At 37.8% G+C, this 19,830-nt stretch carries 24 protein-coding genes; 20 read left to right on the top strand and 4 right to left on the bottom strand.

Annotated elements, in window-relative coordinates; genetic code table 11:
- The gene (locus tag Q2T41_RS11415) at nucleotides 1–384 is read right to left on the bottom strand and encodes a VOC family protein (RefSeq protein WP_089258957.1); all 384 of its coding nucleotides are present in this window, start codon (nucleotides 382–384) and stop codon (nucleotides 1–3) included.
- A 79-nt stretch (nucleotides 385–463) separates the two neighbouring features.
- Between Q2T41_RS11415 and serS the strand changes: the two genes are divergently transcribed.
- The 19 genes from serS (at nucleotide 464) to Q2T41_RS11315 (ending at nucleotide 15,001) form a co-directional block, all read left to right on the top strand.
- Nucleotides 464–1,735 (top strand): serine--tRNA ligase, encoded by a 1,272-nt coding sequence (serS, locus tag Q2T41_RS11410; RefSeq protein ID WP_304436194.1) that lies wholly within the window; start codon nucleotides 464–466, stop codon nucleotides 1,733–1,735.
- A gap of 169 nt (nucleotides 1,736–1,904) precedes the next feature.
- Nucleotides 1,905–2,423, top strand: coding sequence for a Crp/Fnr family transcriptional regulator (locus Q2T41_RS11405; RefSeq protein ID WP_179213121.1), 519 nt, complete (start codon nucleotides 1,905–1,907; stop codon nucleotides 2,421–2,423).
- Between the two features lie 89 nt (nucleotides 2,424–2,512).
- Nucleotides 2,513–2,932 (top strand): DoxX family protein, encoded by a 420-nt coding sequence (locus Q2T41_RS11400; protein ID WP_304436193.1) that lies wholly within the window; start codon nucleotides 2,513–2,515, stop codon nucleotides 2,930–2,932.
- A 100-nt stretch (nucleotides 2,933–3,032) separates the two neighbouring features.
- Nucleotides 3,033–3,920, top strand: coding sequence for a VOC family protein (locus tag Q2T41_RS11395; protein ID WP_304436192.1), 888 nt, complete (start codon nucleotides 3,033–3,035; stop codon nucleotides 3,918–3,920).
- 164 nt (nucleotides 3,921–4,084) lie between these two features.
- Entirely contained in the window at nucleotides 4,085–4,660 is a 576-nt protein-coding gene (locus Q2T41_RS11390; protein ID WP_304436191.1) for a DUF6515 family protein, read from the top strand.
- A 107-nt stretch (nucleotides 4,661–4,767) separates the two neighbouring features.
- Nucleotides 4,768–5,313, top strand: coding sequence for a pyridoxamine 5'-phosphate oxidase family protein (locus Q2T41_RS11385; RefSeq protein WP_089258945.1), 546 nt, complete (start codon nucleotides 4,768–4,770; stop codon nucleotides 5,311–5,313).
- A 20-nt stretch (nucleotides 5,314–5,333) separates the two neighbouring features.
- Nucleotides 5,334–5,969 (top strand): DUF1801 domain-containing protein, encoded by a 636-nt coding sequence (locus tag Q2T41_RS11380; protein ID WP_304436190.1) that lies wholly within the window; start codon nucleotides 5,334–5,336, stop codon nucleotides 5,967–5,969.
- Between the two features lie 70 nt (nucleotides 5,970–6,039).
- Nucleotides 6,040–7,824, top strand: coding sequence for a tetratricopeptide repeat protein (locus Q2T41_RS11375; protein WP_304436189.1), 1,785 nt, complete (start codon nucleotides 6,040–6,042; stop codon nucleotides 7,822–7,824).
- Between the two features lie 51 nt (nucleotides 7,825–7,875).
- On the top strand, nucleotides 7,876–8,544 hold the full coding sequence (locus Q2T41_RS20790) for a DUF4286 family protein (protein WP_367186859.1): 669 nt from the start codon (nucleotides 7,876–7,878) through the stop codon (nucleotides 8,542–8,544).
- Between the two features lie 20 nt (nucleotides 8,545–8,564).
- Nucleotides 8,565–9,431, top strand: a complete 867-nt coding sequence (rsmA, locus tag Q2T41_RS11360; RefSeq protein ID WP_304436188.1) for a 16S rRNA (adenine(1518)-N(6)/adenine(1519)-N(6))-dimethyltransferase RsmA — start codon at nucleotides 8,565–8,567, stop codon at nucleotides 9,429–9,431.
- A complete protein-coding gene (gene mgtE, locus Q2T41_RS11355; protein ID WP_304436187.1) occupies nucleotides 9,418–10,770 on the top strand; it encodes a magnesium transporter in 1,353 nt (450 codons plus the stop codon). The genes rsmA and mgtE overlap by 14 nt, the downstream gene beginning before the upstream one ends.
- Nucleotides 10,771–10,828: 58 nt before the next feature.
- Complete coding sequence (locus Q2T41_RS11350) at nucleotides 10,829–11,194, top strand: cupin domain-containing protein (protein ID WP_304436186.1); 366 nt, start codon at nucleotides 10,829–10,831, stop codon at nucleotides 11,192–11,194.
- A gap of 12 nt (nucleotides 11,195–11,206) precedes the next feature.
- The gene (locus Q2T41_RS11345; protein ID WP_304436185.1) at nucleotides 11,207–12,148 is read left to right on the top strand and encodes a 2-hydroxyacid dehydrogenase; all 942 of its coding nucleotides are present in this window, start codon (nucleotides 11,207–11,209) and stop codon (nucleotides 12,146–12,148) included.
- A gap of 72 nt (nucleotides 12,149–12,220) precedes the next feature.
- The gene (locus Q2T41_RS11340; RefSeq protein WP_304436184.1) at nucleotides 12,221–12,685 is read left to right on the top strand and encodes a DUF1801 domain-containing protein; all 465 of its coding nucleotides are present in this window, start codon (nucleotides 12,221–12,223) and stop codon (nucleotides 12,683–12,685) included.
- A gap of 12 nt (nucleotides 12,686–12,697) precedes the next feature.
- Nucleotides 12,698–13,084 (top strand): VOC family protein, encoded by a 387-nt coding sequence (locus Q2T41_RS11335; RefSeq protein ID WP_304436183.1) that lies wholly within the window; start codon nucleotides 12,698–12,700, stop codon nucleotides 13,082–13,084.
- 50 nt (nucleotides 13,085–13,134) lie between these two features.
- The gene (locus Q2T41_RS11330) at nucleotides 13,135–13,581 is read left to right on the top strand and encodes an NINE protein (RefSeq protein ID WP_089258925.1); all 447 of its coding nucleotides are present in this window, start codon (nucleotides 13,135–13,137) and stop codon (nucleotides 13,579–13,581) included.
- Between the two features lie 80 nt (nucleotides 13,582–13,661).
- Entirely contained in the window at nucleotides 13,662–13,985 is a 324-nt protein-coding gene (locus Q2T41_RS11325; RefSeq protein WP_304436182.1) for an ArsR/SmtB family transcription factor, read from the top strand.
- Nucleotides 13,986–14,000: 15 nt separating this feature from the next.
- The gene (locus Q2T41_RS11320; RefSeq protein WP_089258921.1) at nucleotides 14,001–14,489 is read left to right on the top strand and encodes a DUF6428 family protein; all 489 of its coding nucleotides are present in this window, start codon (nucleotides 14,001–14,003) and stop codon (nucleotides 14,487–14,489) included.
- 11 nt (nucleotides 14,490–14,500) lie between these two features.
- Nucleotides 14,501–15,001 carry a GNAT family N-acetyltransferase gene (locus tag Q2T41_RS11315; protein ID WP_304436181.1) on the top strand — a complete coding sequence of 167 codons (501 nt, stop codon included), beginning with the start codon at nucleotides 14,501–14,503 and terminating at the stop codon, nucleotides 14,999–15,001.
- Between the two features lies 1 nt (nucleotide 15,002).
- On the opposite strand, the gene Q2T41_RS11310 is transcribed toward Q2T41_RS11315, so the two are convergent.
- The 3 genes from Q2T41_RS11310 to Q2T41_RS11300 form a co-directional block, all read right to left on the bottom strand.
- Nucleotides 15,003–16,832, bottom strand: coding sequence for a GNAT family N-acyltransferase (locus tag Q2T41_RS11310; RefSeq protein WP_304436180.1), 1,830 nt, complete (start codon nucleotides 16,830–16,832; stop codon nucleotides 15,003–15,005).
- Between the two features lie 80 nt (nucleotides 16,833–16,912).
- Nucleotides 16,913–18,160: an aspartate kinase gene (locus tag Q2T41_RS11305; protein WP_304436179.1), complete on the bottom strand. Its 1,248-nt coding sequence runs from the start codon at nucleotides 18,158–18,160 to the stop codon at nucleotides 16,913–16,915.
- Between the two features lie 42 nt (nucleotides 18,161–18,202).
- The gene (locus Q2T41_RS11300; RefSeq protein ID WP_304436178.1) at nucleotides 18,203–18,682 is read right to left on the bottom strand and encodes a GNAT family N-acetyltransferase; all 480 of its coding nucleotides are present in this window, start codon (nucleotides 18,680–18,682) and stop codon (nucleotides 18,203–18,205) included.
- Between the two features lie 108 nt (nucleotides 18,683–18,790).
- Here Q2T41_RS11300 and fbp point away from each other — a divergent pair, with 108 nt between their 5' ends.
- Nucleotides 18,791–19,801, top strand: coding sequence for a class 1 fructose-bisphosphatase (gene fbp, locus Q2T41_RS11295; RefSeq protein ID WP_304436177.1), 1,011 nt, complete (start codon nucleotides 18,791–18,793; stop codon nucleotides 19,799–19,801).
- The last annotated feature ends 29 nt before the right edge of the window (nucleotides 19,802–19,830 follow it).

Here is a 19,830-nt window from a genome sequence, read left to right as displayed (position 1 = left end):
TCAAGGAAACTTGACCGTACGCTGACAAAGCTGAAGCGGCAAACCCCAAGGATCGCGCAACATGACCAAATGGCTACCGTCATCCTTAAAGACCTCTTCAAAAAAGCTTGCTCCGGCAAGCAGCAAACGTTGTTTATCTTCCTCTGCGTTCCCGGAAACAAAAGCCACGTGAAATGTCAAGGGATGCCTATTGCTAAAATCCTCTGCCAATTCATCTTCCCGAGTGTAGAACTCAACCACTACCCTACCGGTACTATCTGCCAGGAACGTCATAAACGGAGCTTCCTTTTGCTGATTATCTATTGTCAGTCCCAAATGGCTGCAATACCAATCAACAACCCCGTTAATATCCTTTACATTTATTGCGAAGTGTTCAAAAATCATAGTAATGAAAGTTTAGAGATTAAAAGTATCCAATTTAAATAGAAGATTAACGTAAATTTGCACTCAAATACAGCCTAAAATGTTACAATTACAGACCATAAGGGATAATAAAGATGAAATTATCCTTGCCTTGGAAAAGAGGAATATTGACGCCAGACCAATGTTGGACAATCTGCTTCAACTTGATGAAAAAAGACGTACGGCACAAACGAAATTGGATAATGTATTGGCAGAATCCAACAAAATTTCCAAAGAAATAGGTGTTCTGTACAAGACCGGTAAGGCTCAAGAAGCAAATGCATTAAAGGAGCGTACGGGTAAATTAAAGGAAGAGTCCAAACAATTGGGAGAAGAATTGAGCCTAGCGGCAGATGAATTACAAAGTTTATTATATCAAATTCCTAATACCCCGCATACATCTGTGCGCAAGGGGTCAAGTGAAGAGGACAATGAAGAAGTATTTAAAGAAGGAGACATTCCCGTATTGGATACCACTGCCTTGCCACATTGGGAATTGGCAAAGAAATATGACATTATTGATTTTGAACTAGGGGTAAAAATAGCAGGAGCGGGTTTTCCGGTATACAAAGGAAAAGGCGCACGATTGCAACGTGCTTTGATCGCCTATTTTTTGGACAAGAATACTGAAGCCGGTTATACAGAAATACAGGTACCACATTTAGTGAACGAGCTTTCCGGTTATGGTACAGGACAGTTACCGGACAAGGAAGGTCAAATGTACCATGTAACGGCAGATGACCTATATTTGATTCCTACGGCAGAGGTGCCCGTTACCAATATTTTTAGGGACGTCATCTTAAACCAAGATGATTTCCCAATCACTTACACGGGCTATACCCCTTGTTTTAGAAGAGAAGCAGGTAGTTATGGGGCACATGTTAGGGGCCTGAACAGACTACATCAATTTGATAAGGTTGAAATTGTACGTGTAGAACATCCCACCAATTCATATAAGGCTTTGGATGGTATGGTTGAACACGTAAAGGGTATACTGAGAGCGTTGAAACTACCGTATAGAATTCTTCGCCTATGTGGAGGGGACCTTGGTTTCACCTCTGCATTGACCTTTGATTTTGAAGTGTTCTCCACCGCGCAGGACCGTTGGTTGGAAATAAGTTCTGTATCCAATTTTGAAACGTACCAAGCCAATAGGCTCAAGTTAAGATTTAAGGATGAAAACGGAAAAAGTCAGCTGGCCCATACTTTAAACGGTAGTTCTTTGGCCCTACCACGCGTATTGGCAGGTATCCTAGAAAATTATCAGACTCCAGAAGGAATTAAAATTCCAGAAGTTTTGGTACCGTATTGCGGTTTTGACATGATAGACTAGGGTAACTACCGTTCATACCATATATCATTTAGTATCTTTAGAAAGCATTTATTAGGTGATGCTGGAATATTTTTTCCATTCTTGTTATATTCAGTGAGATATGGTTTTCACTTTTAACCCATATGTTAATGTATTTATTACGGTCAATTTGGTATCCTAAATACACAGCGTGAAGAGTATAGATTTAAATAACCTTGAAACCGTTGAAAAAGGACAAATCCTTTTAAAGCAAGGAGAAATTGCCAAATATGGCTATTTTGTTAAAAGTGGATGTCTTAAAAGTTATGCCATTGATAGTTCCGGCAAAGAACATATCATGCAATTTGCGCCAGAAGATTGGCTAATTACGGATTTGGATAGTTTTACCAATCAAGTTCCCTCCCAAGTAGGAATAGAGGCCATAGAAGAATCAGAGATTTTTGTGCTATCCAGATCGGAATATTCGGACATTACAAATTTTGACGAGGAAGATATCACCGAAATGGCAATTAAGTTCAGGAATAATTTAATAGCATCGAACAAACGTATCATAGGTTTATTAAGCGCAACTGCTGAACAGCGATATATTGATTTTACCGAAACCTACCCCACTTTAGTTCAGCGCCTACCGCTAAAATTAATTGCCTCATATATAGGTGTTACACCGGAATATCTGAGTGATATTCGTCGTAAGATTGCACATAAATAACCTATAGTAATTTCTTAAGGTATCTTATTTTTCATTTGCGCATAGTAGTACAACTTTGCTACATAGTAATTTTATAAATACGTAAAGAAATGACAGACCAAAAAAAGAACAAAGCAATGCATATAATATTATGGATTGCACAAGGATTATTGGCCGTAATGTTTATTATGGCAGGACTTATGAAAGCTTCACAACCTATTGAGGCACTTGCGGAATCATTACCATGGGTAACCTCAACACCGCAAGCGCTGGTGCGCTTTATAGGTATTAGCGAATTGTTGGGCGGATTGGGTTTATTAATTCCATCCATTTTTCGTTTTAAACCTTACTTGACCGTATGGGCGGCACTAGGTCTTGCCGCGGTTATAATCTTGGCCGCAATTTTTCATGCTTCAAGAGGAGAATTTTCAGCAATTGGCATGAATATAATCATTATGGGCATTGCACTTTTTATTGCTTGGGGCAGAAGTAAAAAAGCACTCATTTTGCCTAAGGCACACCAACAATAATATCATTGAATATTGTAAATGATGCATCGGAAATGGACTTATAAAAATTTTCGGTGCATTGATTTTAATATATGGATGTAAATTTTAATTGACCAATTCAATGCAGAGAACTAACGGCGGAGGCAACCCAAAAAATAAACTTGCTACTTTTAGCCCGGTACATATCAACAATATTGACCTTGAAAGGTCTACCTATTTTTGGACAGAAATAGTAGGTATGCAACTTAGGGGGACCAACAAGAATATTGCTGAATTTGGTACGGAGAAAAGAACATTGGTCGTAGTTCATGAAAAGGCCAAATTTCCATTTCAAAAAGGGTACAGCGGTTTATATCATTTTGCGGTTCATGCACCCAATGAAGCTGAATTTGCAAGTATGGTACATAGACTGAACATTAAAAAATATCCGTACTCCCCTACCGACCATACCGCATCTAAATCCATCTATCTAGAAGACCCGGATGGAATTATCATAGAATTTACCTTAGAAACCCCAGAACGCTTAAAAGGAGTGATCAGCGAAGGTGGAATTTGGATGGAGGGTACAGATGGCGTAATACGATCAGCATCGGAAAGATTAAATCTAGATGAAGTAATGTCCGCATTGCAAGTCAATGACCTTCATAGATTTATTGCTTCTGACACCTATATTGGACATATTCATTTATATGCCAACAATGTTCAAAAATCCAATGGGTTTTACAAAAAATTAGGCTATACCGAAGCCAACAATTTACCCCAATACATGTTTGCGGATTTAGGGGATGGTGCAGATTACCAACATAGGATAGCCCTAAATTCTTGGCACGGGAGCAACAGACCATTGGCTCCCAGTGAAAATGCCGGCTTAAACCATTTTCAACTATATTATACAGCTAAAGAAAAATTAGAGCAAGCATTACACAGTATAAACTGGTATGAAAAAACCATCAACGGCTATTGGGTCGTTGATCCTACCGGCAACAAAATATGTATTGGTATTAATTAATGTACGGGGTAATTGTTCCGGAAGAATTATGACATCTATAAAGCATGGTGATTTTAACCTGCTAGACATTACTTATAGAATCTTGCCAAACCTATTAAAGTTTACTTAAAAATTAAACCATCTAGAAAAAACATGGTCATACAAGCATTATAAAACCATGTATTATGAAAACAACATTAAATAGTATTCCAATTATTTTAGCGCTCATTATGCTGGTTTCGTTTTCAGAAAAGACATATGCGCAAAATTCAAGACGAACCGGTAAGACCGTAATTATCAAAAAAGATAATCCACGTATACCAAGTAGCCGTGTAGTATATAAAAAACCTAAAAAAAAGATTGTAGCGGTTAGAACGTTACCCAAAAGAACAACAATTGTACACAGGGGCAACAATTATTACTATTCGGGAAATAGATTTTACACCTATTCTGCTGGAAGATATATTGTAATAGCCCCAAAAGTTGGCTTTAGAATACAAACGTTGCCAGCTGGCTTTATTAGAATAAATAGACCGTCTAGAACCTATTATTGGGCCAATGGTGTTTTTTATGCCCCAATTAATGATCAATATGAAGTTGTTGATCCAGAAATAGGAACGGTAATCCAAGAGTTGCCAGATGGCTACGAACGTGTGGAAATAGATGGGTATACATATTATGAATTTTCAAATGTACTTTATGAAGCTATCCAAATAAATGGAACTAGGGCCTATGAGGTGGTTGGTTTTGTGGATCAATAAACCTACATTCATTCAGTTAATAACGGCTTTAGTTCATTTTGGATTAAAGCCGTTTTTATTACCTTGGTTATTTACTTCATGTAACTTCTTAGAAATTAACAATACCTATGGGCAAGCAACTGGACAGTATTACGCCTCAACTACAACAGTTCATTGAGCAACAAAAAATATTCTTTGTAGGTACGGCTGCCGCTACAGGTAGCGTAAATGTATCTCCAAAAGGAACAGATTCATTTAGGGTTATAGATGCCAATACCATTGTATGGCTAAACTTGACCGGTAGTGGAAATGAAACTGCCGCCCATTTACTTAAGAATAAAAGAATGACCATCATGTTCTGCGCTTTTGAAGGAAAACCTATGATACTACGCCTTTATGGAAAAGCAGAGATTTATCATAAACGGGATAATCAGTTTATGAAATACGAAAAACTCTTTCCAAAAAACATTGGGGCCAGGCAAATAATTGAAATGCATGTAGAACTTGTACAGACTTCATGCGGATTTGCTGTACCCTACATGGATTATAAAGAAGAACGAACTACATTAAATGATTGGGCAAGCAAACAAGGAAGCAAAAATATTGAAGCGTATTGGAAAAATAAAAACACCCAAAGTATTGACGGTTTTGAAACTAATATAATGTCCGATTAATGTAATACCCCCCTAAACACATGATTAAAGAGGTAGATGATTATCTAGATGGTATAAATAAGTGGCAATCAGAGCTCAGGGAGCTAAGAGCAATAATTCTTGAGTGTGGCCTAACGGAAGCGTTTAAATGGAAACATCCTTGTTATACTTATAAAAACAAGAACATTGTACTACTGCATGGATTTAAAGAATATTGTGCCATCTTGTTTTATAAAGGGGCACTTCTTAAAGATCCTTACAATCTCTTGATTCAACAAACCCAACATACACAATCTGGTCGCCAAATCAGATTTACAGATGTTGGAGAAATACAAACGTTACGGCAAACGATCAAGGATTATATCCTGGAAGCCGCACAAAATGAGGAATCTGGAAAAAAGGTTCAGGTGAAGAAAGTGACGGACTATCCCGTTCCCAAGGAACTTACCCAAAAATTTTCCGAAGACCCCAATTTGGAAACTGCGTTCAACAGCCTTACCCCTGGGCGCCAAAAAGGTTATTTATTACATTTTTCACAACCTAAACAATCCAATACCCGCAGCAATAGAATTTCCAAAAACACACAGCGAATACTAAATGGAAAAGGATTAAACGATTGTACCTGCGGTCTTTCCAAACGAATGCCAAATTGTGATGGTTCCCACAAACAACTTTAAAATTAATAGGTTTGTTTAGTTGTCATCAGCCTTATAAATTGAACTTTGTACATTCTATGTATCTTTGAATATGCGAAAAATATTTTTTTTCATAGCCTTTTTCGCCATGATGGGCATGGCATGGTCCCAAGATGATTTTTTGGCAAAACAATATTTTGCCGATGGTGATTTTGAAAAGGCGGTCGTATTCTATGAAAAATTGGTAGAGAAAAATCCACGTAGAACAGAGTACGCACAGGATCTGGTTTCTTGCTACCAACAATTAGAGCGTTATATAGATGCCGGTGATTTCCTAAGGAATAGGTTGAATGAGAGAAATCCCTATCCCACGCTTTTAGTTGATCTGGGCTACAACTATGCCTTGCAAGAATTAGGGAAAGAGGCAACCATTTACTATGACAAGGCACTTAATATTATACAAAAGAATCCTAATTATGGTTACGCCATAGGATTGCGGTTTCAAAACTACAGCTTATTGGACTTGGCCATAGAGGCTTTTAAAAAAGCCATGCAATTAAACCCGGGTTTGGATTACAATTATCAATTGGCACGTATTTATGGTGAACAGGGCAAAATAGAGAATATGTACAATGCCTATTTGAATTTGGTAAGTGAAGGCAAAACATCCAAATCAAATATCCTTAGAAGTATTGATGATTTTATATCTGAGAATGCAGAGGACCCCAACAATATTTCCTTTAAAAAAGTACTCTTGGAAAGGGCTCAAAAAAATCCGAATATTCTTTGGAACGAGTTGCTGAGTTGGTTATTTGTTCAACAAAAACAGTTTGGTAGTGCGTTTAGACAGGAAAAAGCAATTTACAAACGTATTGATGGTAATTCAACCATGAGAATGGAAGGTTTGGGAGAACAGGCTTTGGAAGAACAGGGTTTTGATGTAGCAAAAGATATCTTTGAGTTTATCATTGACAATACCAATGACGAGGTTACACAACTGAACGCAGAATTACATCTTATAGACATAGCGTTGAATGATTCTAAGGTCAATCTTGACAATGTTCAAAATACATACGAAACCCTAATAGATAAATATGGCTACAGACCGCAGACACTGCAACTTCAGGTAGCCTATGCAAAATTTCTGACCTTTAAAAAAAACGACCCCAAACCAGCGGAAACCCTATTGAAAAATAGTTTAGACCTTCCTTTGAACACCAGGGGTACCGCCTATATAAAATTAGCATTGGGAGACATATTGGTATTCGATAAAAAATTTAATGAAGCACTGATCTATTTTTCCCAAATTCAACAAAAATTAAAAAATGATGTTTTAGGGCAGGATGCCAGATATAAAGTAGCTCAAACCAGCTTCTATAAAGGAGATTTTGACTGGGCCCTTACCCAATTAAAAGTACTACGCGGCTCAACATCCCAGTTAATTGCCAATGATGCCATGCAGTTAAGTCTGTTAATTTCCGACAATTCCTTGGAAGACTCTACCCAGACCGCCTTGAAAAAATATGCGCGGGCAGATTTTCTTGCCTATCAAAACAAAACAACGGAAGCTATTACGGCCTTGAATGACATCCTTGAAAACCACAAAGGTGAAAAAATTGAGGACGATGCTTTGTTTAAACAAGCTCAGTTACTGGAAACGCAAAAAAAATATGAGGAGGCGCAGTTCAACTATCAAAAAATTATCACCTTCTATAATAAGGGAATATTGGCTGACGATGCGCATTTTGCCTTGGCCGAACTTTATAGAAAAGAGTTCAAGGACAATATAAAGGCCAGGGAACATTATGAGCAAATCATCTACAACTACCAAGATAGTTACTACTTTCCTCAAGCCAGAAAGAATTTTAGAATTCTCAGGGGAGACGCCATTAACTAAAAGTTTACAGAATTAGTCTAAAAATGGCAACTACTTAATTTAACTTTGCAGTTGTCAAAATTGTTAAATCTCAACCTGTACGCCAACATGTTTATTTATAATATTACTACCAATATAGAAGAAGCTTACCATACAGAATGGTTGCAATGGATGAAGCAGGTTCATATACCGGAAGTATTGTCCACAGGAAAATTTCTAAGTGCAAAGTTCACCAAAGTTTTGGTAGAGGAAGATATGGGCGGAGAAACCTACTCCATTCAATATTCCGTTAAGGATAAAGCCACCTTAGAAAGGTATTATAATGAAGATGCTCCGCGCTTGATAGCACAAATAGAAAAGAAGTTTGCGGGGAAACTGGTTTCTTTCAAAACAGAATTGGAAGTCGTAGATGAATATTTTGTGCAACGGGCCACGGCCACTCATTTATTGTTCACCTATGGTACGCTACAGGAACAGGATATACAACTAGGCGTTTTCTCAAGGGCGTTAACAGGTTTTGAGGATGAACTTGCACAATATGTAGTTTCTGAAAAAAAAGTAGCCGGACTATATCCAACCCTGCAACATACCGGTAATGTCAAAGATAATATCAAAGGACAAGTATATACATTGACCCACCAAGAATTACAAAAAGCTGACGAATATGAGGGTGAGGCGTACAAGCGCATACAGATAGAACTTGGCTCTGGCAGAAATGCATGGGTATATATTTCCAAATAAGGAGCATTTAAACGCATAATATGGGGACAAAAAGAAAAAAAAACAAGAATGACAGGTATGCTCCAAAAAAGCACCACGATAAAGGTCCCGTAAAAGCAAAAAAACATTTAGGCCAACATTTTTTAATAGATGAGGCAATTGCAAAGTCAATTGCAGACACCCTTTTACAAAAGGAGTACAGAAACGTAATTGAAATTGGTCCGGGTACAGGGGTTTTGACCAAATATCTATTGGACAGGGATATTGATCTTGTTGCCATGGATTTGGATGCGGAATCTATCAGATATCTAAATGAAACGTTTCCAATGGAACATTTTGCCGTATTGCAGGGCAAGGGTTCCTTTAAAGTAATAGAGGCAGATTTCTTAAATTATGACCTTAACGAACTGTTCAACAACCAACCTTTTGGAATTACAGGAAACTTCCCTTACAATATATCTACCCAAATAGTTTTTAAAATGTTGGAACATCGTGACCTGGTCCCTGAATTTTCAGGAATGTTCCAAAAAGAAGTGGCAGAACGTATTTGCGCACAGGAAGGCAGCAAAACTTATGGCATACTCTCTGTATTGGCACAAGCATATTATGATACGGAATATCTTTTTACGGTACCACCAGAGGTGTTTGACCCCCCTCCAAAAGTGCAGTCCGGAGTTTTACGTATGGTAAGAAAAACCAATTACCAACTTCCTTGCGACGAACAATTATTCAAAAGAGTAGTCAAAACCGCTTTTAACCAGCGTAGAAAGACCTTGCGCAATAGTTTAAAAACCTTTACACTTTCAGATAATCTCAAAGAAGATACTATATTTGACCAACGACCAGAACAACTATCGGTCGTAGATTTTATAGCCTTGACGAAGAAGATAGCAGATGACACCCTTTAAACTAACAGAAGAACTTGTACATAATATAGAACAGCTCATTGAAAACAGAAATGATGCTGAATTAAATACGCTATTTATAGACGTTCATTATGCTGATATTGCCGAAATCATTAATGAATTGGATGATGATGAGGCTACCTATTTGATCAAGTTATTGGATAGTGATAAAACTTCCGATATTCTTACCGAGCTGGATGAAGATGTCCGAGAAGCTATTCTACGAAACCTATCTTCTAAGGAAATTGCCAGTGAACTTGGTGAACTTGACACAGATGATGCTGCAGATATTATTGGTGAACTTCCAAAAGAACAGGTCCAGGAAGTAATCTCTAAAATAGAAGACCGGGAACATGCCAAGGATATTGTAGACCTTTTGCGATATGCTGAAAATTCTGCAGGCGGACTCATGGCAAAAGAGCTCGTAAAAGTAAATGAGAATTGGAATGTGCTTACTTGCGTTAAGGAGATGAGGGCCCAAGCAGAAAATGTTACCCGTGTACATTCCATTTATGTGGTTGATGATGAAGATAAGTTAAAGGGTAGATTATCCTTAAAGGATTTGTTGACCACTTCCACAAAGACACATATCAAGGATGTGTTCATCAAAAATGTAGATTCTGTAAACGTAAACGAAGACCCAGAGGAAGTAGCTCGTATTATGAGCAAATATGACCTTGAAGCCATACCGGTAGTAGATGAGATAGGAAGATTAGTAGGCCGTATTACCATTGATGATATTGTAGACGTAATAAAGGAAGAGGCTGAGCGAGATTATCAATTGGCCGCCGGTATATCTCAAGGTGTAGAGGCAGATGCAAGTATTTGGGAACTTACCAGGGCACGATTGCCATGGTTAATTTTAGGTTTGTTTGGGGGTGCTGCGGCAGCTGTCATTATGGGTGGTTTTGAGGAAATGTTTCGTGAATACACCGTCTTGTTTTTATTTACCCCGCTCATAGCGGCAATGGCCGGTAATGTAGGTGTACAGTCTAGCGCAATTATCGTACAGGGCTTGGCCAACGATGACATTAAGGGCAGTATAAGTGATCGGTTGATCAAAGAAATGTTATTGGCTTTATTGAACGGTTTTATTCTTTCGTGTTTATTATTGATTTTTACCTGGATATGGAAAGGGGATTTCCCCACATCATTGGCCATTTCTATTTCCCTGATTGCGGTAATTGTCGTTGCGGGCTTTATAGGAACCTTTGTTCCGTTGTTTTTGGACAAACGTGGCATAGACCCTGCAATTGCTACGGGGCCTTTTATTACTACGAGCAATGATATATTCGGTATTTTAATCTACTTCTCCATTGCCAAACTTATTCTTGGAATTTAGTATTTGACAAAGAGGCTTAGAAGGATGTAAGTCGTAGAAATACAATATTGGTTGACAAATGAAAAAAATTAATCTTAACGATAAGTTTAAACATGTAGATTCATTTTGGCATCCCCACCAAATAGGTATTGTTGATGATATGCACGTATTATTGGCAAAAGTAAAAGGAGAATTTGTCTGGCATGCCCATGAATACGAGGATGAACTCTTTCATGTACAAAAAGGAACTTTGTACATGCAGTTTCGCGACCGTACAGAAGTTGTAGAGGAAGGTGAGGTCATTATTGTGCCAAAAGGAACGGAACATTGCCCAATGACCAAAAACGGCGAAATTGTACATGTGCTCTTATTTGAAAAAATAAGCACGCAGCATACAGGCGCAACAACAAATGAAATATCCAAAACGAACTACCCCAAAATATAATTCCCAGAGAACATGAAAGTATTGCACGTAGATATAAACCACCCATTAATTATAGAACAATTTTCTGAACTTGGCTTTGAGAACCATGAGGATTATACTTCCACGAAAGAAGAGATAGCAAAAAGGGTATCCCATTACGACGGAATTATAATTAGAAGCAGGTTTTCCATTGACGCGGATTTTTTGGATAAGGCCAAAAATCTAAAATTTATTGGTAGACTTGGGGCAGGACTAGAGAATATAGACACACAGTTTGCAAAATCCTTGGGCGTTTTTTTGGCCGCTGCACCAGAAGGCAATAGAAATGCAGTGGGGGAACATGCGCTAGGTATGTTACTATCACTTTTCAATAAACTGAACAAAGCGGACCATGAAGTAAGAAGCGGAAAATGGGACCGGGAAGGTAATAGAGGGTTAGAATTGGAAGGAAAAGTTGTAGGTATTATCGGCTATGGCAATATGGGCAAGGCCTTTGCTAAAAAACTAAAAGGTTTTGATGTTGAGGAAGTCATATGTTATGATATAAAGGGTGGCGTAGAAGATGAACATGCAAGGCAAGTAGGCATAATGGAATTCCAAGATCGTGTAGATGTCATTAGTCTTCATGTACCACAAACCGAAGATACCATTGGCATGTTCCGTACAGAATTTATAGAGAAATTTAAAAAATCCTTTTGGATCATTAATACCGCTAGGGGAAAATGCATTGATACCCAAGACTTGGTAGCGGCTTTAAAGTCCGGAAAAATATTAGGCGCCGGTCTAGATGTTCTGGAATACGAAAAAGCATCTTTTGAACATATGTTTACGGATGACCAATTACCAGATGCATTTGAATATCTGATCAAAGCCGATAATGTAATATTATCTCCCCACGTAGCAGGTTGGACCGTTGAAAGCAAAATAAAACTTGCACAGACTGTCGTGGATAAAATTAAAAATAAATTTTGCTAAGCATATCCATCAATTAATTTTCATAACTTACTATGGCTAGCAAATATTACTTTTGATTTAAATGCACTAACCATGAAATTTTCCGCAAGTACACCAGAAGATTATATAAATCAACTTCCAGTGGAACGCAAAAAGGTAATTGAACAACTGCGGGCTACCATACGTAAAAATTTACCCACTACTTTTGAAGAACAGCTTAGTTACGGCATGTTAGGTTATGTGGTTCCCCACGCTGTCTACCCATCAGGTTATCATGTTAATCCAGCATTACCCTTATCTTTTATTAATTTGGCGTCACAGAAGAATTATATAGCCCTATATCACTCCGGTATATATGCGGACAATGGTTTAATGTCTTGGTTCGTCCAAGAATACCCAAAGCACACGGCTCAAAAACTGGATATGGGTAAGAGTTGCATCCGCTTTAAAAAAATAGACGACATTCCTTACCAACTTATAGGGGAGTTATGTACAAAAATGAGTGCCAAATCATGGATTGAGATATATGAACAGCATATAAAAAATAACAATAACTAAAAAGTACATACTATGAAGAATAGAGTAACCGGCTTAGGTGGCTTTTTTTATAAGACCAATGACCCAAATAAAATCAAGGACTGGTATAACACTCATTTAGGATTAAATACGGACCAATTTGGTTGCACGTTCTGGTGGAAGGACAAGGAAGGAAACGATTGTTCCACACAGTGGAGCCCTATGCCAAAGGATACTACCTATTTTTCACCCAGTAAATCTAGCTTTATGATGAACTTTAGGGTAGAAAATTTAGTGGAATTACTTGAGGTATTAAAGTCTGAAGGGGTTACTGTTGTGGGTAAAATTGAGGAATATGAGTATGGTAAATTTGGTTGGATATTAGACCCGGACGGTAATAAATTAGAGCTCTGGGAACCAATTGATACAGCATTTTTGTAATCATTAATATTTCTTTACATTTATAACAGTAATAACCAACAATTATAACCATGTCAGAAAACAATAAAGACTTCGGAGATAAAGCAGAGGATGCTTTTGACAACGCCAAAGAATCTGCAAAGGATTTTTCAAATGAAGCCAAAGAAACGGCAAACGAGTTTAGTGAAAATGCAAAAAGAACCGCTGATGAATTTACGGCAGGTGCCAAAGAAGCCTTTAGCGGTGCCGGGGGCGAAAACAAGAAGGTTTTAGCAGGAATCCTAGCAATACTACTAGGTTCGTTAGGGGTCCATAAATTTATATTAGGATATCAAAAAGAAGGTTTCATCTTATTAGGTGTTTCTATTGCTGCATGGGTATTATCCTGTCTAGCAATTGGACTATTATTTATATGGATACCATCGGTAATTGGCCTAATTGAAGGAATTATCTACTTGACAAAATCAGACGAAGAGTTTTATAACACCTACCAAGTTGGTAGAAAACCTTGGTTCTAACCATATAAAGCCGAGTAAAATACAGCTCGGCTTTTTTTATACCATTTATTATCGTAATATTGCAATATATAAATATTACAATGGGAGTAACCAAAACGCAAATTTTCAATACAAAACAGAACGAACTGGCTATAGTTTTCAAGGTTCTATCCAATCCCGCTAGAATTGCCATATTACAATATATAAGCCAACAAGAGTCTTGCATCTGCAATGATATTGTAGATGAAATCGGCTTGGCCCAACCAACAATATCCCAACACCTTAAAGAATTAAAAAGCATTGATCTGATCAAAGGGGAAATTGAGGGTAAAAAAGTATGCTACTGTATTGATCTAGCACGTTGGGCAGAAATCCAATCTTTGGTCAATTCCTTTTTTAATACCACTAAAAACAATTGTTGCTAATAAAAATCATTTAACATGAAAACATCGGAATTTTTAAATCTTTTAAAGCAAAATTCAAATAAAGCCTTAGTTTTTGAATATAAACCAGGCGCTTTGGTAGGAACAAATTATCACATTACTGAGGTCAAAAATATCAGTATTGAATCTGTGGATTGTGGTGCGGGTACAGATGCATGGAAAGAAACCATAATTCAATTATGGGAAAGTCCATCAGAACTAGGAAAAAGAGAATATATGTCCGCATACAAAGCCTTGGGTATTTTGAACAAGGTTGATAAAATAAAGCCTATGGAAAAAGAGGTAGAGGTCAAATTTGAATATAGCAATGCTACTTTTCATACGGCCCAATTATATGTATTGTCACACCAAATCAAGGAAGACAGTTTAATTGTACATTTGGGTGTAGAAAAGACAGACTGTAAGGCAAAAGAAACTTGTGGAGTTCCAGAGACTTCTGAACAGACCACGGAAACGGCATGTGCTCCTGGCAGTGGATGTTGTTAAAATAAATAGTGATGGCAAAACTAACGATAAGACCTATGTTGGCTACAGATTGGGAATCTGTAGCTGACATTTACGCTGAAGGTATTGCTACAGGTGTAGCTACTTTTGAAACTGAAATTCCATCCTATGAAGTATGGGACAGGGCCCATATGGAAATTTGTAGGTTGGTAGCCTTAAACGAATCTAAAATTTTAGGATGGGCCGCACTATCCCCTGTTTCCAGCAGATGTGTATATGGTGGCGTAGCGGAGGTAAGCATCTATATATCCCAATCTAGCAGGGGAAAAGGTATTGGCAAGCAATTATTGTCGCATTTGATCCAAGCGAGCGAGAAGGAAGGTATATGGACCTTACAATCTGGTGTATTTCCAACAAACATTGGTAGCATAAAAGTACATAAAGCTGTTGGTTTTAGACAAATAGGAGTACGCGAGCGGGTGGGTAAATTAAAAGGTATATGGATGGACAATGTACTTTTTGAAAGAAGAAGCAAGGTAATTGGCGTAGATTAAACTACACGTTTTCACTATCAATATCAGGATTTTGTGCCTCTTGCAATCTACGTTCAAGTTCTGCCTGAAATTCCTCCATAACCGGTTTTACGGTGCTCTCTGGTAAATCTGAAATTTTAATGTACATTAATCCGTCTACAGAATTATTGAATAAGGGATCAACGTTAAACGCCACCACTTTCGCGTTTTGTTTGATATACTTCTTTATAAGTACGGGCAAACGTAAGCTGCCGGGCTCCACCTCATCGATTAAACGATCAAACTTGTTAAGATCGGCCTGTGTTTCATCAAACACAAACTCTTTGTCCGCATCTTTTAGTTTTACCTTGAACTCTTTTTTGGGCCTAATGTATTGGGCTACATAGGGATCCCAATAATTAGATTTCATAAATTCGATCATTAATGATTTGGAGAAGTTAGAAAACTGATTACTGATACTTACCCCACCAATAAGGTATTTGTGCTCAGGAAATCTTAAAGTGGTATGCACAATACCTTTCCACAACAAAAATAAGGGCATTGGTTTTTGTTGATATTCCTTTGTAATGTAGGCCCTTCCCATCTCAATGGAATCCTTCATCATATCATACAATTCTGGCTCTACCCTAAAAAGATCTTGCAGATAAAATCCGTCTATTCCGTACTTTGGAAATATTTCCGAGCCCATTCCCATACGGTAGGCCCCAACAATACATTTTACATCATTATCCCATAAAAACAGATGATGATAATACGTATCGAACGTATCTAGGTCAATGGCCTTGTTGGTCCCCTCGCCTATTGCCCTAAAGGTCACTTCGCGCTGTCTACCTATTTCCTTTAGGATAAAAGGCATATCCTTTTCCTTGGCCAAGAATACTTCGTAATTTTTACTTTGAAGAAGACGGCAATCTTTCTCCCTAAGTTTATCAATTTCACCTTCCATAACCTCCTTGCGTACCGCAGAAGCTATTTTTTTGGGTTGCTTTGGCAACTTTAGTGAAGTTGGTATCTGATCGATCAAACGTTCCTTTTCGTACGCATTGGAAAGTATATAGGTCTTACGGCGTAAAAGTTCCGTATACTCTACCAAACTTTCCTGCTCCTTTTGTGTAGCCACGGATATAGGCTGACCAATTCTTACTTTTATAGGCCTATTGTTCTGGGTAAAAACTTGGGAAGGTATCATGGCGGTACGCAGAGAATCGCCAAATTTGGAAATACGATAGAACAAGGAACTATTGCGGGCATGAAAATAAATAGGAACTACGGGAACTTCTGCCTTACGTATCAATTTCAAAACCGCTTCTTCCCATGGTTTGTCCACAATAAGTTTACCGTCCTTGATGGTGGATACTTCGCCGGCAGGAAAAACACCAAGTACATGACCGTTTCTTAAATGTTGTAAAGTGTTCTTAAAACCGGCTACACTGCTCTTGGCCTCCTTGTGTTCCGTAAACGGGTTTACCGGAAGAATATAAGGCTCAATAGGCACCATACGCTGCAATAAAAAATTGGCCATTATCTTAAAATCGGGCCTTTGTTTTACCATTAGTTTAAAAAGTAAGATACCGTCTATAGCACCCAATGGGTGGTTGCTAATGGTCACATAAGGTCCTTCTTTTGGTAGGCGTTTATAATCTTCCTCCGGTATTTCGTAATCAATTTCAAAATGTTCTAAAATAGCATTTGCAAAAGCCTCGCCATCCAAATGCGCAATGCTATCATAAAACTTGTTGATACTTGATATACGGGTAACTTTCATTAACACCCAACCAATAAATGTTCCTAAAACACCATATTTGGTAAGGTTGATCGCCTTGGCTATTTCTTTAGCGGTTACTAGACCCATATTCTCTTCCTCATTTAGATCGTAAATATAGGAAAATAGCAGAAGGGTAGTTCTTTAAAAACCCATGTTGCAACTTAGGGTTATTTAACCACAAGCTGTACGGTTTCCGTACCACGTTGTTCTAAAAGCAATTCATGTCCGTTCTGTAAGGATTCCAAGGCCTTGGTATCAAAGTGGCGTATGGTGTACAATGAAACATTTTCATGATATGCAACCTTAAACTTGCTGCGCAATTGTTGTAATAATTTTTCCAAGCCACCAAATTTATTGTCTACACATACAGAAAAACTAATGGCAGAATTTTGGATCAGGTCAACTTTTATCTTGTGCTCATGGAATAATTTAAAAAGTTCACTGATACTATCTTCTACGATAAATGAAAAATCCAAAGAAGACAATTTCATCAATACTTGATTCTTTTTAACGATAAAACAAGGTACTTTTGGTTCAATGCCCACACCTTTACCTACCGTGGTACCTTTGTTAACAGGATTTATAAATGATTTTACATGCAGGGGAATCTCCTTGCGCTGTAACGGCTGCAATGTTTTTGGGTGTATAACAGAAGCCCCGTAAAAGGCAAGCTCAATAGCCTCTCTGTAAGAAATGTTGTTTAGCAGTTGGGTCTCTTTGAAATACCTGGGGTCTGCATTCAATACGCCAGGTACATCTTTCCAAATGGTGACGGAATCTGCATTAAGGCAATACGCCAAGATTGCCGCAGTATAGTCAGAACCTTCCCGGCCCAAGGTGGTGGTAAAATTATTGTCATCACTACCTAAGAATCCTTGTGTAATGTTCAATACCTTTTTATCGATTTTGGTAACATTTTCCTGTGTACGCTCCCAATTAACGGTTGTATCCCTATACACACTATCAGTCTTAATAAAATTGCGCACATCCAACCAATTATTGGCAATGCCTATTTCCTTTAAATAAGCACTTATGATGGTCGTGGAAATCAATTCCCCATAACCCACTACCTGGTCATAGACAAAATTGTAATTGGGAGATTTGTTCCATACCAAAAAACCATTGATTTCATCAATTAAGATTTTTATTTCGTTATAGATCGGATGCTGTGCATTAGGAAATAGTTCCGATACTATTTCGTGATGATAGTCTACCAACTCCGCTACTTTGGAAGGAATATCGTTCTTGTCCTGAAAATAGGCATTAATTATGTCTTCCATTGCATTGGTGGTCTTACCCATAGCGGATACAACCAATAATGTATTGTCATATCCTACTTCTTTCAGAACCTTTACTACATTTCTAACGGCATTTGCATCTTTAACGGACGCTCCCCCAAATTTAAAAACCCTCATAGTATATTTTATATTTAAAATCTTATTTAATCAATGTGATGCCTAAGCAATAGCGCTCAAGTAATTTTTTATTCCCGCTTCATCTAATTGAACCACATCCCAATCGCGCATTACGTTTGCGCCCTTACTTTCATAAAAACCAATGGCGGGCTCGTTCCAATCCAATACTTCCCAACTGATCCGCTTAACACCTAGGTCATTACCGTATTTTACAACTTCGTTCAATAGGGAGGTTCCCAAACCGCTTCCACGCATTTCTTTGGTCACAATGAGGTCTTCTAAATGAATGACCGGTCCCTTCCACGTAGAATACCTTGGATAAACCAATGCCATGCCTACAATTTTATCTTCCTTTTCCGCAACAAAACAATGAAAAAGGTTATCTTCAAAACCATCTCTTTGTAAATCCTCTAAACTAAGCTCAACCGCATGTGCTTCCTTTTCAAAAGAAGCCAGCTCATGAATTAAGTTCAAAACCTGTTCCATGTCTTTTGGTTGTCCCTCACGAATTGTATATTTCATAATTGTTACAAATAAAACACAAAGTTATAAATTTAAAAAATGAAATTAAAATCTAAATTGAACGTTTAACAAAATATCGGATATTTGTAAATAACTATAAACTAAAGCATGGCACCTAAAACAAACCAAACACTTGGAGAGTTTATCATTGAAAATCAAGATTCATTTCAATATTCCTCAGGCGAATTATCAAAATTGATCAACGCTATTAGACTAGCGGCAAAAGTTGTAAACCATGAGGTTAGTAAAGCCGGGTTAATAGATATATTAGGTGGAGTTGGTGAAACCAATATACAAGGTGAAGACCAGCAAAAACTAGATCTATTTGCAAACGACAAGTTTATACAGACGTTGCGCAATAGGGAAATTGTCTGTGGTATTGCATCTGAAGAAGAGGATAGTTTCATCAGTATTAACAGTTATGACAAAAATAACCAGAACAAATATATAGTTCTGATTGATCCCCTGGACGGTTCGTCCAACATAGATGTAAATGTTTCGGTAGGTACGATCTTTTCCATTTACCGACGGGTTACACCGGTAGGAACACCGGTAACCATAGAAGATTTTTTACAACCCGGAAATAAGCAGGTTGCTGCAGGGTACGTGGTATATGGTACATCTACCATGCTGGTATATACCACAGGTGATGGGGTTAATGGGTTTACCTTAAACCCGGCCTTGGGTACCTTTTACCTTTCCCACCCTAACATGCAATTTCCAGAAGAAGGTAAAATTTATTCGGTCAACGAAGGAAATTACGTCCATTTTCATCAAGGCGTAAAGGATTATATAAAATATTGTCAAATGGAAGAGGGTGACCGGCCCTATACTTCAAGATACATAGGTTCATTGGTATCTGATTTTCATAGAAATATGATTAAAGGAGGCATTTATATGTATCCTAAAAGCAGTGTTACGGAAAGTGGCAAACTAAGATTGCTCTATGAATGCAATCCTATGGCCTTTCTTGCGGAGCAGGCCAATGGCCTGGCCATTGGTGGAAAAAGCCGTATTATGGACATAGAACCGACCGAGTTGCACCAACGTGTACCGTTTTTCTGCGGTAGCAGGAAAATGGTTGAAAAACTTCAGGAATTTTTAAATAAATACCATTAAAAAAGGGAGCGTAACGCTCCCTTTTTTAT

Source organism: Maribacter confluentis, assembly GCF_030505015.1.
Taxonomy (GTDB): domain Bacteria; phylum Bacteroidota; class Bacteroidia; order Flavobacteriales; family Flavobacteriaceae; genus Maribacter; species Maribacter sedimenticola.
This window is presented reverse-complemented; position numbering and strand designations above follow the sequence as displayed.

Excerpts from the sequence above, each read along its gene's own strand:
- Q2T41_RS11415 (WP_089258957.1), bottom strand. The coding sequence starts at position 384 with ATGATTTTTGAACACTTCGCAATAAATGTAAAGGATATTAACGGGGTT.
- serS (WP_304436194.1), top strand. The coding sequence starts at position 464 with ATGTTACAATTACAGACCATAAGGGATAATAAAGATGAAATTATCCTT.
- Q2T41_RS11400 (WP_304436193.1), top strand. The coding sequence starts at position 2,513 with ATGACAGACCAAAAAAAGAACAAAGCAATGCATATAATATTATGGATT.
- Q2T41_RS11395 (WP_304436192.1), top strand. The coding sequence starts at position 3,033 with ATGCAGAGAACTAACGGCGGAGGCAACCCAAAAAATAAACTTGCTACT.
- Q2T41_RS11390 (WP_304436191.1), top strand. The coding sequence starts at position 4,085 with ATGAAAACAACATTAAATAGTATTCCAATTATTTTAGCGCTCATTATG.
- Q2T41_RS11385 (WP_089258945.1), top strand. The coding sequence starts at position 4,768 with ATGGGCAAGCAACTGGACAGTATTACGCCTCAACTACAACAGTTCATT.
- Q2T41_RS11380 (WP_304436190.1), top strand. The coding sequence starts at position 5,334 with ATGATTAAAGAGGTAGATGATTATCTAGATGGTATAAATAAGTGGCAA.
- Q2T41_RS11375 (WP_304436189.1), top strand. The coding sequence starts at position 6,040 with ATGCGAAAAATATTTTTTTTCATAGCCTTTTTCGCCATGATGGGCATG.
- rsmA (WP_304436188.1), top strand. The coding sequence starts at position 8,565 with ATGGGGACAAAAAGAAAAAAAAACAAGAATGACAGGTATGCTCCAAAA.
- mgtE (WP_304436187.1), top strand. The coding sequence starts at position 9,418 with ATGACACCCTTTAAACTAACAGAAGAACTTGTACATAATATAGAACAG.
- Q2T41_RS11350 (WP_304436186.1), top strand. The coding sequence starts at position 10,829 with ATGAAAAAAATTAATCTTAACGATAAGTTTAAACATGTAGATTCATTT.
- Q2T41_RS11345 (WP_304436185.1), top strand. The coding sequence starts at position 11,207 with ATGAAAGTATTGCACGTAGATATAAACCACCCATTAATTATAGAACAA.
- Q2T41_RS11340 (WP_304436184.1), top strand. The coding sequence starts at position 12,221 with ATGAAATTTTCCGCAAGTACACCAGAAGATTATATAAATCAACTTCCA.
- Q2T41_RS11335 (WP_304436183.1), top strand. The coding sequence starts at position 12,698 with ATGAAGAATAGAGTAACCGGCTTAGGTGGCTTTTTTTATAAGACCAAT.
- Q2T41_RS11330 (WP_089258925.1), top strand. The coding sequence starts at position 13,135 with ATGTCAGAAAACAATAAAGACTTCGGAGATAAAGCAGAGGATGCTTTT.
- Q2T41_RS11325 (WP_304436182.1), top strand. The coding sequence starts at position 13,662 with ATGGGAGTAACCAAAACGCAAATTTTCAATACAAAACAGAACGAACTG.
- Q2T41_RS11320 (WP_089258921.1), top strand. The coding sequence starts at position 14,001 with ATGAAAACATCGGAATTTTTAAATCTTTTAAAGCAAAATTCAAATAAA.
- Q2T41_RS11315 (WP_304436181.1), top strand. The coding sequence starts at position 14,501 with ATGGCAAAACTAACGATAAGACCTATGTTGGCTACAGATTGGGAATCT.
- Q2T41_RS11310 (WP_304436180.1), bottom strand. The coding sequence starts at position 16,832 with ATGGGTCTAGTAACCGCTAAAGAAATAGCCAAGGCGATCAACCTTACC.
- Q2T41_RS11305 (WP_304436179.1), bottom strand. The coding sequence starts at position 18,160 with ATGAGGGTTTTTAAATTTGGGGGAGCGTCCGTTAAAGATGCAAATGCC.
- Q2T41_RS11300 (WP_304436178.1), bottom strand. The coding sequence starts at position 18,682 with ATGAAATATACAATTCGTGAGGGACAACCAAAAGACATGGAACAGGTT.
- fbp (WP_304436177.1), top strand. The coding sequence starts at position 18,791 with ATGGCACCTAAAACAAACCAAACACTTGGAGAGTTTATCATTGAAAAT.